Annotated in this window: 8 protein-coding genes; 4 read left to right on the top strand and 4 right to left on the bottom strand. The window is 64.7% G+C overall.

The window, feature by feature from the left end:
* Positions 1–664: 664 nt before the first annotated feature.
* Positions 665–1,777: an ATP-binding protein gene (locus tag VF632_RS18705; RefSeq protein ID WP_331024457.1), complete on the top strand. Its 1,113-nt coding sequence runs from the start codon at positions 665–667 to the stop codon at positions 1,775–1,777.
* 32 nt (positions 1,778–1,809) lie between these two features.
* Positions 1,810–4,149, top strand: a complete 2,340-nt coding sequence (locus tag VF632_RS18700) for a S8 family serine peptidase (protein WP_331024456.1) — start codon at positions 1,810–1,812, stop codon at positions 4,147–4,149.
* 618 nt (positions 4,150–4,767) lie between these two features.
* Here the strand turns inward: VF632_RS18700 and VF632_RS18695 are convergent.
* Complete coding sequence (locus VF632_RS18695; protein ID WP_331024455.1) at positions 4,768–5,403, bottom strand: sigma-70 family RNA polymerase sigma factor; 636 nt, start codon at positions 5,401–5,403, stop codon at positions 4,768–4,770.
* Between the two features lie 217 nt (positions 5,404–5,620).
* On the opposite strand from VF632_RS18695, the gene VF632_RS18690 reads away from it, so the two are divergent.
* On the top strand, positions 5,621–5,782 hold the full coding sequence (locus tag VF632_RS18690) for a hypothetical protein (protein WP_331024454.1): 162 nt from the start codon (positions 5,621–5,623) through the stop codon (positions 5,780–5,782).
* Between the two features lie 611 nt (positions 5,783–6,393).
* The gene (locus tag VF632_RS18685; RefSeq protein WP_331024453.1) at positions 6,394–6,834 is read left to right on the top strand and encodes a hypothetical protein; all 441 of its coding nucleotides are present in this window, start codon (positions 6,394–6,396) and stop codon (positions 6,832–6,834) included.
* 208 nt (positions 6,835–7,042) lie between these two features.
* Here VF632_RS18685 and VF632_RS18680 read toward each other — a convergent pair whose 3' ends face one another.
* The 3 genes from VF632_RS18680 to VF632_RS18670 all read right to left on the bottom strand — a co-directional run bounded on the left by VF632_RS18680 (position 7,043) and on the right by VF632_RS18670 (position 16,758).
* Positions 7,043–7,285 (bottom strand): CBS domain-containing protein, encoded by a 243-nt coding sequence (locus VF632_RS18680; RefSeq protein ID WP_331024452.1) that lies wholly within the window; start codon positions 7,283–7,285, stop codon positions 7,043–7,045.
* A 662-nt stretch (positions 7,286–7,947) separates the two neighbouring features.
* Positions 7,948–10,077, bottom strand: a complete 2,130-nt coding sequence (locus VF632_RS18675) for a reprolysin-like metallopeptidase (protein WP_331024451.1) — start codon at positions 10,075–10,077, stop codon at positions 7,948–7,950.
* 420 nt (positions 10,078–10,497) lie between these two features.
* Positions 10,498–16,758 (bottom strand): DEAD/DEAH box helicase, encoded by a 6,261-nt coding sequence (locus tag VF632_RS18670; RefSeq protein ID WP_331024450.1) that lies wholly within the window; start codon positions 16,756–16,758, stop codon positions 10,498–10,500.
* Between the last annotated feature and the right edge of the window lie 11 nt (positions 16,759–16,769).

Genomic DNA, 16,769 nt, shown 5'->3' with positions numbered 1-16,769 from the left:
TACAGGTGCGTCTTTCGCTCAAGGACGTTGAGCTTTGCCGCACTACCAGCACTTGGGCAATCCTTACTAATTTCCGGAGATCAGCTTCCTACAAAAATGGATTCCTATTGTATGAGCAGGCGGAGCAGAGGGCAACACTTTCGTTCATGGTTGAGAACCATTCGCCGGAGGTCACGGTACTTGCCTTCGGGCCGAGATGCAGCGCCCGGCAGAACGATGTCCCGAACCGTGCTCACCCCGATCAGGAGCATGCTCTCAGGCCCATCTACCACCGGGACGGCTCCGATGTGATCGCGCATCAGCTCGGCGGGGCAGAATCGGCTCGTCTGCAAGGATCCGAACGGGCGTGGCATCATCAGCTCTCCGGCATTTCATCTTTCACCTCCGGGGACAGCGTGCGGCGCGGACGGATGCGCCCGGCCCGCGCCGCTCACCGCTACGCTCAATCCTGCGCCTGCACCCGGTAGAGCAGCCACGTCACGGTATGGGCACCCCATTATACGCTTTCTCGGACCAGCCGGTCCGGGGTCTCGGCGAGTATCTAGGGCGTTTTGGCACAGACATGTATGCGGGGCACGCATGAACCAGCGCAAATCCGCGCCACTTCTTGGCACTGGTCCGCTTGGCTTGACTTCCGCCTCAAACTGAACCAGACTGGTGCGCCATGACCAACCTCGAACAGCACGTCTACGACCTCGTCACTCACGGTATACGGGGCGACGCACTGGCCGTCCGCCAGCTCGCCCGCCGCATGCTCAACGCTGCCCCGGTCGTCTCTGACGCGAACCGTTTCTACACCGCCCTTGAGCGGTTGTTGGCGCAGCCGACCGAATCCCCGTGGCCTGCCGCCCCGGGAGATCCGCTCGGCAGTCTGCTACGCGTGGAATTGTCACCCGCAGTCGAGCGCCCCGTTTTAGCCGGCCCGGAGCAGCGTGCGATCGACGCCATTGTCGCAGAACGGGCCGCACTCAGCACGCTCGTCGGGGCCGGGCTGGAGCCAACGAAGACGCTCCTGCTTACCGGTGCGCCAGGCGTCGGAAAGACGATGACGGCCACGTATCTGGCCGCTGCGCTCGATCTGCCGCTACTCACACTCGACCTCGCCGAGGTAGTCTCCCGATATCTGGGCCAGACAGGTCAGAACCTGCGGCAGGCTATGGAAGCTGCTCGTTCGAACCCGTGCGTGCTTCTGCTGGACGAGTTCGATGCTGTTGCCAAGCGTCGGGATGACCCTGCGGACATCGGCGAGTTGAAGCGGATTGTGAACGTCCTTCTGCTGGAACTCGAGAGGTGGCCCGCCGAGGGACTTCTGATCGCCGCCACTAACCATCCAGAGCTGCTGGATCGAGCGATCTGGCGCCGTTTCGACCGAGTCCTCGAGCTGGGGTTGCCCGACCGTAATGCACGAGAGACGATTCTTACTCGCGCCATCAGCCGCACCTCCCTCCCGACGGATCAGCGCATGGTCCGGCTATTCGCGGAAGCGGCCGAGGGTCTCTCAGGCTCGGATCTGGTCCGACAGGTGAGATCTGCAGCGAGAGAGTCGGTCCTCGAGCCCTGCTCGCTTGGACAGGCGCTCGCCCGCTCTGCACTGTCTACGCTGGCGGACCGCATGCCCGCCGGACTTGCTGGTGAGGCGCTCTGTGCACTGGCACACCACGGCGCCGGCTTTTCGCTGCATCAGATCGCGGAACTGCTCGCCACTCCCTACTCGACCGTTCGACGACGGGTAAGATCGTGGGAAGCTCGGGAGGACGCGCAGGTCTCAACCGCCTGATCGCGTAACCATCGAATAGACCAGCGCACGCCATGGCGGAAGACCGCGAACGGCCAATTCGCGAAGGTGGAGAACGCCTCCGCCAGCCGACCATATGGGGTGGTGGCGGCGGCCCCGAGAACCTTCGCGGCGACCCGGCAGCGGAGGCAATCCGGCTCCGCCGTCATGTTGCTGCGCTCCGAACCGAGGCGCGCGCCATCGATCCCAGGCTACGCGGCAAGCGCGTAGTGTTCCGGGCGACAATGCACGCGGAATTCCTTGCCGGGACGCACTTCCCTCTCCCGCTGATCCAGGCAACCGGCATTGAGGTGGTAGGCAGCGCGCCCGCCCGCTCCGCCAAATCAGTCAGTGTCCCCGGAGATCAGCCCCTGAACCAGGCGCCGGCGCGCCTGCTGTTCATGGCGGCGACCGACGAAGAACTTGAGCGGCTCGAGTCAGTGCTTCAGGGCCCGCAGAACACGCCCGCCAAGGCATGGCTGGATGTGCGAAAGTTCGCTGAACTGCGGCTCTCGCGAGAAGACGAGGTCCTGCGCACCGACACGGAACCCGATCCTGGTAGCGCTCGCGGCTGGGAGGCAGTCCTCCACCCGCCTACTATGCGGTGGACGACCGACGAGGCCGATGCGAATCTCGAGGAAATCTATGCCAAGTTCGTCGACTGGGTGCGCAGCCTTGCCGGCGCGGAATCCGTTCGCGGGCGGCGCCGGTACATCGCAAACGGCATGTGCTATCTCCCCGTCCATCTCACTCCCGAACAGGCTCGAGAGGCGGCCCGTTTCAACGCGTTGCGCGTAATCCGGCCCCTCCCCTCCATGGCGGTGCCGGGCCGGCCCACAGGCACCCTTTTCCCACCTGGTGCACCACCATCCGCGTACACCCGGCCTACCGTCACGATTGCCATGTTCGACGGGGGCCTTGATCCGAAGTGCACGAGCGCGGCGCGATACACGACGCCGTACAAGCTAACGGACGAGGATCCAGTGGACGAATGGGTTACACACGGTACCGTGGTCAACAACGCGGTGCTCTACGGATCCGCAGCCGAATCGGGTCAGCTCCCCGAGCCAGCGGCGCACGTGGATCACTATCGCGTACTCCCCAGAAGCTCCGAATCGGCTGACTATAACCTGCTGGACGTCGTCGAGTCCATTGATGACGTGCTCCGCACCCGTGACTACGCGATTGCCCACCTCAGTTATGGCCCTGAGATCCCCGTTCACCCCGACGACCCGCCGCACGAGTGGACGGTTCGGCTGGACCGTGTCGCGCTTGAGCGCAAAGTGACGGTGGTGAGTGCGGTTGGCAATCTAGGCCGCGAGGACGAGACTCGCGGAGGAAATCGCATCTGCGTTCCGGCAGACATGGCGAATGGCATCGCCGTCGGCGCGTGCACAGGCGCAGACGGCGACGCCGTGCGCAGCGCAGATTACAGTGGTCGGGGCCCCGGGCGGCATGGTGGCTGGGTACGCCCCCACGGCGTCGGCCCCGGCGGGTGCCTCGCGCTTGGGAAGCCGTTCGTGGGTCTCGCCGCTCACGGGCAGGTGGAGGACGAAGGCACCAGTTACGCGGCCGCACTGGTCACTCACACGCTCGCGGGACTTGTGGGGGTTCTCGGTCGGCGGAGGTCGCGCCCAGAAACCCTTCGCGCGTTCGCGGTCCATTTCTGCCGGCGTGGCCCGGGCAGCCATGGCGTGCTGAAGATCGGCTACGGCCGCTTCGAACTAGACTTGCGAACGGTCCTGGACTGCTCCGAAAACGAAGTCACCGTTCTCTACGAGGACTCCGTCTCGCGAGGCGAGGCGATCGCTCTTCGCCTTCCAGTGCCCAGCGGGCTTGATCCCAAAACGGAAATAGCAGTGCGATTCACCCTTTGCTACACGTCGCCGGTCGACCCGTCTGACGTCGCTGGCTACACACAAGCCGGGTTCGAATGGCGAGTGACTCCCCACGCACGCCGCTACGCGCTTCTGGATGAGGAAACCCGCGAAGAACTGGATGTATTCGATGCCTGGGAAGAAGCTATTGTCCCCAGCGAGGTAAACGGCCGCCCGGTACGCCTCGCACGCAGACCGAAACGGCAGGGTTTCGGTACCCAACCTGGTACCGAACGCCGCCTCCGCGCGGAGGGAAAATGGGATACGACAATCAGCAAGTACTTCAGGGCGAAGGCAGAAGACCTTCATGAGCCTGTGCTGGAGTTGCGCCACCTGTTCCGTTCACGAGGCCGGCTGATTCCCAGAGACAAGCGCCCGAACCTTCGCTACACCTTGCTCGTAACAGTGCGCACACCGGAAGGGGTCCCACTGTATCCACTCGCAGAAGCGCAGTTCCAGCTCCCCGCGCTCCAAACCGACATCGCGATTGCCGTTTGACGCGCGCGTTGCGGCCGCGCTCTCACCGCAATCAACTCCGTCCAAGCAAATCTTCGCGGCCGCGCTCTCGTAGCGCGGCCACGGTTTCTTCCAGATATTGTTCAACTTCAGGAGAGTGAGACTCCTCACGTTGCCGAGCAGAGCGGAGTCCACCCGCTGCTTGCCACCCCCCGAGCCCTCGTTGCGCGGAAACAACGGCGTTCTCGAATGGGAAATCAAGCAGATCTATAAGAGCAGCAAACGCCGCAGGTCCTATCCCAGCAAGTCCCCGGTCGATCCTCTCAAGAGTTCGCAGCGAATCGACGGAAGCTTGTGAATAGCGAGCTATATCCTCGAGGCTGGCCCCCGCCGCCGTCCGGATCCGGGCCAGATAGCCGCCCACCATCTCTCCCGCAGCAGGACGGACCGCGGCTGCTGCTGCCCGTACCAGTCGACGCTCACTGCCCGCATGGGCTGCTCCGAGAAGCCGATCCCGCGTTGATGCCTTCAACTCCTCGGGCTTGACACTGTCCCAAATCCAGCTGGATACCTGCTCGGATTGTAGCCAGGTTTCCGGCCGGACCTCGTCGCCATGCTCACCCGGCGGCCCAAGCGGAGACGAGCCTGCATTCCGCTTGCTCATGCTCGACCCCTAGCCGGAATGTCTATTAGGTCCACACCCAGTTCTTTCAACTCTTTACGCATACGGCCGAGGGTGCGAAACCGCAGTTGTGAAGCGTTGTTTGGAGTGATGTGGTTCATCTCGGCGATCTCCTGGATCGAGAGTCCATTCAACAACGCCTCCCACACGTCTCGATAGCGCCCCGGCAGATTCTCGGAAGCCGTCGAGACCTGTCCCGCGACTACCCTGCGCCACGCCCTTAGTTCTGCATCGTCCAGATCCTCCGGAGCCTCGGCGATCCCGAGGAGTGCCGCTGGCGGGACAGCCGGCTTCGGCGGCGGGCGCGTAGCTCTCCGGTACGCACTGATGGCTCTGCGATGGGCGCTCATCCTCAGCCAAGCAGCGAGTTTAGCGGGTTCGCGCAGCGCGTCGAGTACCTCGAGCGCGTGCTCGATCGTCTCGGCAGCAAGCTCCTCTGCGTCATCGCCGCTCAACCCAAAGCGCCGGACAAGGTACGCAATCAGCCGCGCACCATGTCGGTCCACCAAGCACCGTTCGCCTTCCGTCCGCTCTCGTGCTTCGGCACTGCGAAGCCGTCCGACGATCTCCGCATCTGACAAGACCGGCCGGGCGATCACATCTTCTCCCATCATGCTCCAGTGCCTCGGGGCCCCGTCCCCGGGTTCGGCGATCCGTCGACTTCGGACCGCCGAACCCGGGGACGAATTCTCCTTACACCGCTCTTCCGCTAGCTCCTTGACCGAGGTGTAAGCGCCATTCGTCTCTCAGGTCGAACGGGCCACTGTCGCACGTTCAGCAACTCAAAAGGCCTGGGGTCGTCGCCCCCCGGCAAACCTTGCGGGAGGTACCATGAAGAAGTCGCCGTGGCACTCGGTCAAGCAGAACGTGCACCACGTCTGCACGAATTGCAACACCGGCAACAACATCGAGGCGGAGAACCTCCGCCAGGGCACCGGCAACAAGCCGCTCTGCTCCGAGTGCAAGGACCTGGTCGACAAGGGTCGCTGCTGATCGGGTCCAGCGGCGGGTCCGGAGCATCCGGACCCGCCGCGTCTAACCTCGCCTCTTCTCGACTTGCGGAGGCGAGCCGTACACAACCGCCAGAGGAACTCTCACGATGATCCGCAATGAAGACCGAGAGCTCGCCGATTTCGGGCGCGAGCTGGACCGCGGTGGCAACCCGCCGATCGCTCGCGGAGGCACCCTCGCCCGCCCGAACGATCCGCCGGGACACGAACACGGCCATGGCCACGGCAATGGGAACGGTCACGGACACGGGCACGGCCACACCGGGCACGGCCACGGGCAGGGGCACGGACACCACCGTCCCCCGCCGCAGGCCCGCTCTCACGCCTGCCTCTAAGCCAGGAAGGTACCGATGAAGGTGGGCCACATTCCCGGGCTGGAACGGGACACCGCAGGAATGCAGGACTGGTATCCGCAATTCCATGTGGTGGTCCCCCTTCACGGCCAATCTCATTGGAGGGGCGTGCTACAGCCGTTCCGCACCCGGCTGGACCGCTTCAAGGTCGCGCTGGTCTACCCCCCAGAGCCGATCTACCTGCCGAAGATCTGGATCATTGGGCCCGAGATTTCGCGCCGCACATCCCTTCCACCCGCACTTGCACGCGGATGGGTCCGCGTGCACGTTCTTCGCCCCGGACCGCACCTACGACCCGGAGCGCGACGACATCAGCCGGCTCGTGGATCTCGCCGGCGACTGGCTGCGTCGCCACCTCTTCTTTGAAGCGGTGGGCTGGTGGCCGGGGGGAGAGGCGCCGCACGACGCAGCGGACGTACTTCGCGCGCTTGAGCACAAGCCGGACGCGCGGTGCGTGTGTGGGAAGAAGCTTCCCTTCCGGCTGTGCTGCAAACAGCGCTACACCCAAATTGCCGCGGCCGCGTCACCGATCTCGCCCCAAGCGTTGCGCGAGCGGCGAGCCCAGCAGCAGGTCATTCAGACGATCCTGCAGCGATCGAACGCGGCGGCAGACCCGGCGTGCTTCGTTAAGCTCCCTCCGGAACTCGGACCGCCGGGTTGGCTGTTGGCCAGTCCGTCATGAGAGACTCCGTGGAAGTGGCGATTGTGGGGTCGCGCTCAAGACCTAGTCGGTCATGCGCGACGTGTACCCCAAGTGAACCCGCTCTCCGCGTTCACCCACCCCAGCGTGCTGCTGATGGGCGCGGGGAACCGGGAACTCGAGCGGCGCACGTCACGACAGAAGGACCGGCCGACGCCCTATAAAGTGTCATCACCAACACCGGGGCGACTCAGCCAAAGCAGGCTACCGGGCCAGCCCCACCGGCTACGAGATCTCGTCGAGCATCTTCTCCAGACGTCGGGGATGATCCTCCCCTTATCTCATGCACGATGTCGGCTTGGGCGACCACGCTCCGCAGGATGCCGTCACCATCCGTGACCATCACCCGCCGCACCTTCGAACTGCGCATCTTCTTCATCATGTCGTCCGCGCCGGCACCTGGGCGCACCGTCACCAGCGGGTCGGAGGTCATGTGCTCGCTCGACCCTCAGCGGGTCGGGGCAGATAAAGAACGTGACATCCGCCGGCTTCGACATGGTGATCCTGCTCGGCGCGTCGGGTAGCTGGAGCATTCGGGTGAACAACCCCGGGGGCACCCAGTCGAACACCTTTGGCTTCCAGGTGCAGCCGGCGGTCGCCCCATCCCCCCAGGTCAGCTCATCAGTCCTGGGTCGCCGACAGCGAACTCCGCCAACCAGACCGTGCACGTCAACGGAAGCAGTTTTAAGGGGGAACTGACCGTCACGGTTAACTGCCCAGGGGGCAGTTCAACGCTCAACGGGTCTGGGCTGATCAAGAATGTGACGTCCACTGGCTTTGACATGGTGATCCTGCTGGGGGCGGCCGGCAGTTGGAGCATCCGCGTGAACAACCCGGGGGGTACCCAGTCGAACACGTTCGCTTTCACTGTCCGCTGAGCAGTCGGCCCGCGATGGAAGTGCTCCATCGCGGGCCGACGCGTTCTTGAGGTCGAGATCGCGACATGCAATTTGTCGCATCCAGAAATGCAATTTGTCGCGCTAAGTTTGGGGCAGAGCGTGAACTCCGGATCGCTCAACATGATCATGATCCCCAGGTGCCGGCCGTATCTTCAGGGTAATTCCGGATCCTGGGTCCGATTCAACACCTATCGCTTCACCGGGTGTCCGAGCCAAGGAGCACGAACGCCCGTGACACGTTGAAGAAGATGTTGCCGACACACTCCACCCGGACCCATGCGCGCGGCGCCGCGGGTCCGTCCGGGATGGTGACGGCCTCGTCGCCGTCGTTCTGGGTCGCGTCGGCCAGCACCGTCTCGAACCTGCCCTGCTCGTCCGTCGCCAGGGTGATGCGGACCTGCATGCACCGCAGCGGCTCGTCTTGGGTACGAGCCGGGTCCCATTCCACCGTCAGGGTGGAGCCGCGGCGCACCTGGTCGCCGGCTCCGGGCTCGGTCACCCGGAAGGGGCCTACGCGCCTGTTGGATGCCGTGCGCGCGACCACCGTCACCTCCACGTCCGTAGTGGCGAAGGCCCCGCGGCCGTCACGCGCCGTGACGCGGAAGGTGAGCGGCCGGTTCGCTGCGGTGCTCCGTTCACCACCGGGAAGCTGCTCCCACCGAGAGGGGCTGTTGAACAGCAGGTCCGCGAGCCGCGGAAAGACTCGTTGCGCCGGCGTGTCCGGCTCGTAGGAGCGGAAAGTCGGCCGCATCCGCCCCGGCTCCACCATTTCGGGCGGCGATGGGTGGGGGGTCCACGACGCGCCGCGATAGAACTCCTCGAAGCTGTAGGTCAGGGCGTCTCCATCGGGATCCGTACCGGTGGCCGTCAGGACGAACGGCGTCTGGGCCGGGATCATCCACTGCGCCGTCGCGGAGACGGTCGGCGCTCGGTTTCTGACTGCCTCGGTGCGCCCGCAGGCATGCGCCGCCAAGTGTCCAGCGATCTGCTCGAGCGATCGGACGTGGAAGTACTGGTCGGACTCGTCTTGCACGTTGCTGGTGCCGCAGATCCCCGCGTATGCCATCACCGTGGTGCCGCTCCCCGGCTCGAATGCGCTCCGCGCCTCGCGCGCCTCTAGTGAACAGCCGTCTTGGCGTATGGCGTTGAAGGTGTGCCGCGCGCCGAACTGGTGGCCGAGCTCGTGCGCCACGTAGTCGATCGCGAAGACCTTCTCTGACCGCGCCACCTCTACGCCGGTACCGCCCTGCCCCTTGAAGGCGTCGCGGCACACGGCCTCGATGGTCGCGTACCCTCCGCCGCCGACCGTGAACACGTGGCCCACGTCGTACGCGCCCGGCCCGATAATGCTGTCTAGGTAAGCTTGGTTGCGATCCAGGAGCAGGCTGTCGACCGACTTGCCGTTGTACCCGTCGGGTTCGGAGACGAAGATCAGCTCGCGTTGACGCGGCACGAACTCAAAGCGAACGCCGAGCTCCCGCTCGTAAACCGCTTGCACCATGTTCATCACGTCTACAATGGCGGCCAGCGCCCGGTCGCGGACCTGGTCATCCGTCAGCGTGCGGCCAGCACGGTTCCGGTGATACGTGGTAAATTCTGTCGTCGCCACAATTGCCAAGCGAAAGGTCCGGATGCGGGGCGCGAGATCCGTGGGCGCCTCGGCTGCGGCGGCGGGCGCGTCGAACGCGGTGGGCGTCGCCGGAACGAGCGGCGTTGGCGGCGCCACCGGGGGGTGGCCCGGCAGTTCGAACTGGGGGCGCGGGCGCTGGGGGAGGTCTTCCTTGAAGGCGGAGACGTGCAGCGGCAGGAGCGGATCCCCCGGACCATCCGCGTCGCCCTCCACAGGCTCGATGACCCAGGTGCCTTCCGGGCCAAGCACGATCCCGCTCAGTCCCCGCTCGGACACGGAAAAGCGCGTCGTCAGGGCCGGACTATCGATGCCGCGCCCGGTGTAGGTCCGCAGCGTGCCCACGTTCCCGGCAAGCTCGCGGGGAATCAGCGGCGACTCCGCCACGCGGAAGCGCTCGTACCGGCGGGGGAGGAGGAGTCCGGGGACGGGGAGAATGATCTCCACCCATGCCTGCGGCCCGGCGGCATCGGTGTCCAGCGGCGCCGCCTCCAGAAGCTGCAGGAGGGGCGCGGCTTTCAGCCGGTCGAGCCGTGCGGACGATACACGGAACGCCCGTGCGCCCGCCTGGTTCTCCAACTCGCTGGTGGGCACCGGCTCCCAGAGCGGGTTCGGCTCGCCCCCCTGCGCCCGCGCCCCGTCGACGCCCGCAATGCCGCACACGGCCAGCAGCAGCACAACGTGAAATCTCCTCCCCATCTCTCGCTCCTGTTCGCGCGGTTCCGGCCCGCCTTATTCGCTCCGGTCGCGGACCAGAAACGTTAGAAGGACCGCCCAGCGCCAATTCCCCGCCAAGGCGTCACACGGCACCGGAACGGGATGCGCAGTCCAGCGGTCGCCAGCGGGCCGAAACGGCACGAAGACGTTCGGTGGGACTTGGAAGAGAACGGCGGCTCAGCCACAAAAGCCACGAGTTCAGCCAAGAGTCCGCTTCGGACGAGCGCGATGCCTGAAGAAAGCTCAGGAACTGTTTGCTTCCGATTAAGATCACTTGATCCTGCTACCGCCTCGCTCGAGGCTGCCACGACTGTCTTCCGAAAGGACCTTGCTCATATGACGACGTCCGTCCGCCGTTACCGTGCCAGCACCCAACTTTCAGGGTCGAGTGAACGAGTAAACTCAAGTCCCTGAGCGCCTGAGGGCATAGACGTAGAGATCCGTTCTTGCGTGGGCTGATACCAGCCCGTCAGCGTCCATAAGCGCGCGGATCTGCCGCTCAGCATCGGAATCGAAAGGATATGTAGAATTCCCGCTTCCACGAAGGAATCCGAATCCCTCGTCCAAGCGAACGGACCACGTAGCACCGTCCTCCCATTCAACCACGAGTTGCCGCGCATGGGGAGCCTGTGCGCGCGGAACCTCCTCCACCAGCGGACGGAGGCCGACTTCGGTGATCCCCAGCGCAAACACCTCATTCCGGACGCTGCGGGGAGCCCAGTCGTGCCAGAGGTCGCGCTGCACACCGCGAGGACGAGCGTCGATTGGTATCGTAATCAGCCGAACCTCAGCTTCGGGGGCAACACTGGACCGGTCACGTAGGGCACCTACCACTTCCAAGAGGAGGCGGACCATCAGTGGCGTTCGGACGTACCGATCCGCGTAGGTCACGCGCCGAATTGGGACTGAGCCCGCCAGCCGCCTTGCCACCTCTGGGGCAACGGCGAGCACCCCATCCCAGAACCGATTCCCGAAGGTTGCGATCGGCCCATTGAACTGATTGGTGATCTCAAGGGCGGAAACGGTGCCATCCGGCCGTACCCGCAGTTCCGAAGCCGAGATCGACCGGCCCAAGGATTGGTCCGATGCACCGGCCAGCGGAATGCGGGCGGTGACGATCCTCGCGGCGGAACTCCCGGTGCTCCACCGCGGTCCCGGCGTCATCGATTCCTGATCGAACGCCGCGAACACGATCTCCTCCGTGCCTTTCACGACCTTCGCGATAAGGGTTCCTTCACCGTGCCGAACTTCCGCTTCGGAAACCTCCCGTACCTGCGCCAGCCGTGAGTCAGTCCATGCGGCGAGCACGTTGCGGCTGGCAGCATCCAGCGAACCGAGCACGGGACTGGGAACAAGCAATTCGATCTCGGCCCCATCGGCAGACCATCGCCTGACCCTGTCGAGCAGGGACCAATCTGGCAGGTCCCACTCCTCCGCGGCCCCCCCGAGTACAACTTGGAGCCCAGCCGATCCGCGGAGTTCGCGCGCTAGGGCCGCCGAAAGAGGTTCGAACTCCAGCGTCGACGGTGGGCCGAACGCCTGCAGGGACTCCGGGAGAGCAAGTCCGTCAACGAACGCCTGGCTCAGGAGCTCGAGCGCAGCATGGCGATTCAGATCCTTCGCCGAGAAGCTCGTATCATACGTCAGCAGACAGGCGTGACAGGCACTGTCGCAATCCCGGGGACACTGAAGTACCTGACGGGCTCTCGCGATCACCTGCGGCAGACGGGTCACCGCCTGGGCAACGAACCCGGCCCCGCCGGTTGCCGTGTCGAAGAGGACGACCGATCGCGTCTGTGACTCGTCGGTAGGGACTCGCGAAGGAATGACCGCCCACCCGATCTCCCGGTCCTCGATGCCGATGGCCTCAGCCAGGGCACCGCGCAGCGCCACCGCCACGGACACGGCCGCCGCGTCGCTCTCGATCTTCGCACCGGTACCGGCGTAATGGAGCTGAAGCTCGAAGACGTCGGTTTCTTTCGCCACGCCCAGCCAGAGATTGGGAAGCACAGCCCAGCCGTTCGAGTTCCCCTGGCATAGTCCACTCTCGTCACGATCGCCTCCGCCACGGAGGGGGCGATGATTCACCATCTCCTGAGGCACCCCGTCGGAGCCGGCCACGTGCGAAGCCGCCCGTCCGCAGCGAAGGCACACCGCATAACCAGCACTGTGAAGACCGCGCGAGTATGCGAAGATGCGCCCTTCGTTGCTGTACCGGTAGCGGCCGAGTTCTGCGCGAGGGAGGCTCTGCCATGGCTCGATCCCGGTGCTGATCCAGGGGCGCTCTACCGGGAGATAGCTGTTTTGCGTAAGGTCGTTCGTGGCTTCGTACGAGATCTCGACGGCGAAGCCGGCGGGCTCGATGAAACGAACGTTCTCGATCCGCGCATCACCAACGACGCAGCTTTCGCTATCACATCGCTCCACACGCCGGTGCGAGAATCCCACCCGTCCGCACCGTCCGCAGTGCCATGCCCACCGCAGAGACTGTACGTCCTTCGCCTGCGCGTCGTTGGCGGGGACCTTCCAGTTCAGCGTGAGGCCGCTGCTTACGAGCACCCGTCCATCGATCACCACCGTGGAACCTGGGGCATACTCCCGCAGCGCAAGCGTCAGGTCCCGCGAAGGATAACCCCGGCTGCGCGATCGATTATCCTCATGCTCGCTGACGTTGCGCGAGGTCCGGGCACGCTCCAGGTCGGATGCGGTTGTCGTAACGAACGGCACAACCTGGGTTGGGAAGCCGTACCCTGGAAGGAAGTTGCGCAACGCGAGTTCCCGCAGCAGATACTCACGGCGCATCCGCTGAATCTGTAGCTCGATGGCGCGGCGCGCCGGCTGTTCATCCCTCCCGTCGCCGATCAGCTCGAGCTGCCGAATGAGGGGCTGGAGTTCAGCGCACCAAGCTTCGCGTACGCGCTGAGCCGCGGCGGCGACCGAACCGAGCATCCGCCCCGGAGCAACGCTTTCGAGCACGGACCGGCGAACCAGTCGGCTCAGTCCCTCGGTGAGCCAGCGGTCCGCTTTGGCCGAGTCCAGCAGCCACGATTCGAATCGCTCACAAACCGCGCTTCGGCCCTCGACAGGTTCAAAGAAGTATCCCGCCTCGAGGTGAGGGAGGTCCTCCGAACCCGCTTCCAGCATCAGGAAGCGCGTAAGGGCGAGGGAACTGACGTGCCGCTGTACGATGCGTTCGCTGGAGAGCGAGACCGTGGAGACGCCGAGGCGGGTATCGAAGGGCCAGCGTGGGTTCTGGAAGACCCATTCCCCATGGGGAGTATTCTTGCACAACGTGAAGCTGAACGCGCGCGTCTCCCCTCGACGCCCGGCCCGACCGGCCCGCTGCAGATAGTTCGCCGGACTCGGGGGCGTGTTGTTCATGGCCACTGCGGCAAGACCGCCCACATCGACCCCCATCTCCATCGTCGTGGAGCAGCTCAGCACGTTCAGCTTGCCTGCCCGAAACGCCTCCTCCAACTCCCCAAGTCGGGACGCGCTCTGCTGGGCCGAATGCTCGGCAACCTGAAAGTACGGCGATTGCCCCAGAATCCGGGTGCTCAGATCGCTCCATACCCCCGCCGCCCGAAGTGTATCGATTTCCGGGTTGGAGGTGATCCAGCTTCCGATTTCCTCGCGTGAGTACCGAGATCCGCCCTCCCGTTGCCAGAAGGCATGTGGAACCCGCGGCATCACCAGCTCACGACACCGAAGACCCTCCACGCTGGCCTTTGGCGTCGCATAGGGAGTGATTCCACGCAGGGTAGTATCAAGCACCCTCCGCGTGACGGGACAGAGCCAGGCGGAGCCTCCCTCCCGCAACGTGACCTGCTCCTCAAGTCGTAACTGGTAGCCCTCCTGAGTCACCGACAGAATGCTCCTGACCTGCTCCCACGCATCCCGCAAGCACTGATCGATATCCGCAGCGTCCGACGGGTCAGCACGGTCAGCACGGAGCGCCGCACTCAGCAGGACAAGGAGCCGGTTCCGTGACACCGACCTGCTGGTCGGCCACTGGACGAAGCCCTGGCTGCTCATTCGATCCGCGTCGGGACCGCGAAGCACCTTTGGTTTCACCGGTGCCCCCAACCACTTGAGGTAGCGACGATCCACCACGACAGCAGTGCTGCCGCGGACGAAGAAATCGAGTGCGATTTTGAGGAAATCGCGCCAATCCTGTTCCGAAAGACTCCGCGCTTTCCAGGGTATTGGCGCGCGGGCAGCCCGGTTCAGTGACGGGTACTCCAGCGCGATGAATCCCATCGTCTCGAGCGAGTTCTGCCGCTTCGGCCGACGCACGAACTCCCGGAGCATGCAGAGCTGAGCGACCCCTTGCTCATCGAGCTCCCCGAGTGGGAGTTGTGCCCAGTGCTTCCGCATCCACAGCCGGACTTCATCCTGACTCGCAAGCGCGTTGACCGCTTCCTGCCAGGTGAGGGTTCCCACAACGGGCTCTTCCGCGGCAGCGAGTTGCCGACGCTTCTCCCTGAGCTCGTCTTCGAGGAACGGATTTCCAGGAGCAACTGTCTCAAGCGCGGCAATCACGGCACGCAACTGGTCCAGGTCGCCGCGACGTTGCTCCGCATCGCGCCGGCGGCTCACAACGTGGTGGTAGAGAAGGCTCCGAGCGTAGTTCCGCTCCGCATCGAGCTGTGCGTCCAGCGCAAATCGCGCGGTACCCTGCCGCGAATCCGTGAACGTGAGCAGCCGCTTGCCGTCGAACGGGAGACGCGCCTGAGTCGCGCTGTGCGGCGGCTGCGCCTCGAGCAGCGTAGGAATGATGCTCCGCAGGAAGAACGGAGCGCCCCGCCGGGTGCCGCGGAACAGGTCTCCGCGCCGGGTTTCGACGGTCCGGCACTGCACGCATTGGATCTCATGGTGCCGAGCCGAGCGCGACCTCACCTCGCCGAACTGGACACCGCCCCCGTCGACGATCCACCCATCGGCTACTCGAACCTCGATCTCCTGCGTATCGGGCGCACCGCGGCGGGTGAGAAGGCGCGGGAGACGATCTTCGTCCTCCTCCGGCTCGTCCGCAGTCGCATCCTCGTCATCTTCTCCCTCGATGAGTGCCTGGTACTCTTCCGCATCTGAGGGATCGTCCTGCAGCCGCGGAAGGAGCCGATACGCTCCCTGCCCGGGCACGAGATCAGCATCCAGGTACTCGGTCCCGCACTCGCCGCACAGGACCATTTCAAGCACGATCGATCCGCACTCGGAGCAGTGCTCGCGCCGCTCCAGAAAAATCCGCCCGAAACTCCACTCAGGATGGTCAAGCGCCGTGCGCATCCTGCCGGCACACTGCGGATTGACGCAGCACCATATTCCCGCGTGGGTGCGGTGGAAGTAGTGTGCACGGGCCCGGAGGAACTGCTCCCCCTTCACCTCGGCCGCTGTGGCGAAGTCGAGGAACTGCATCGTTTCGCGAAGCGTTTCCTCCCCAGGGTGCTCCACAATTGATGAACCGCCATTTGCGCTGATCCGCGCGAGTTCCGAAACCTTCACGGCCCCTTCCGAGAGCAAACGCTCCCGAAGGGTTCGCATGCTGCGGTTCGAGGCCAAGACGTGACCAAGCTGGCCGCGCTCACACCCGATCAGCTCTTCGTGTGCAGGGAGCGGAACATCCGTGGCGGCGTACTCCGGCGGGAGAGAGGGAATCGATCGTGCTCCGCGAACGACTGAGACACGCTCCGGGTCCACGCCCGCCAGATCCGCGAGGAAGCTCTGCAGTTCCGCGGTGCTCTTCTCACTGTCATCACCAATCGTTGCGGACGTAGCTACGAACCGCACCTGCTGCGCGTCGACCTCGAAGGCGTGGAGCACCCGACGCAGCAGCAGCGCCATCTCCGCAGCGTGTGAACCGAGGTAGGTGTGTGCCTCGTCTAGGACGATCCAGCGGAGCTGCCCCGCAGAACGCTCGATGATCGGCCGGTCCTGCTTCCGGATCAGCAGGTATTCGAGCATCGTCGCGTTGGTGACGAGGATCGGCGGAGGATCGTTGCGCAGCGTCTTCCGGTCGCCAACCTCTTCCGGGGATGCCGCCTTTCGTTGCAGTGGAGACAGTATCTCGGGCGTATCGCCCTTGTAGAGGCAAAACCGGATTTTACCTCCGAACGGTTCCGTCCAGGCGCGGAGCCGGTCGCGCTGGGAGTTGATCAGCGCGTTCAGGGGATACAGGAAAAGAGCGCGGACCCCGGTCAGCCGTCCCAGGTGCCGCTGCTCGCGGGCGAGGTAGTCGAGGATCGGGACCAGGAAGGCCTCGGTCTTCCCGGACCCGGTGCCACTGGTGACCAGAACAGATCGAGCGTCCTCATTCCTCAGGTGACGCCAAGCGGCGAGTTGGTGGCGGAAGGGCCGCCGATCCGACGGGAAGCGGTACTCGCGAAGCGCTTCATGCCGGGACGGCTGCGCCATAGCGTGGACAAGCTCCTTGCTCAGCATGTCCGCGGTGGCGAGATCCTCCATCGTCTCCTCGCCACTCTGCCAATCGAAGATTGCTTCGATCACGGGATCCGCCAGGAGACTTGCGCCCTGGCCCGGCAACCTGTGAAGCGACTCCCGCAGATATCGGCGCAGGGGAGCGGAAACAGGACCAAGTGCACCGAGGAGAGCGCTCGTCGACCGTTCAGTCAGCTGGTCGGCGAGAGGCTCGAAGAACTTGTTCATCTTGGGGGCTT

Source organism: Longimicrobium sp. (genome assembly GCF_036388275.1).
Taxonomy (GTDB): domain Bacteria; phylum Gemmatimonadota; class Gemmatimonadetes; order Longimicrobiales; family Longimicrobiaceae; genus Longimicrobium.
Note: the sequence above shows the minus strand (reverse complement) of the source record. Positions and strands in the feature narration are given on the sequence as shown.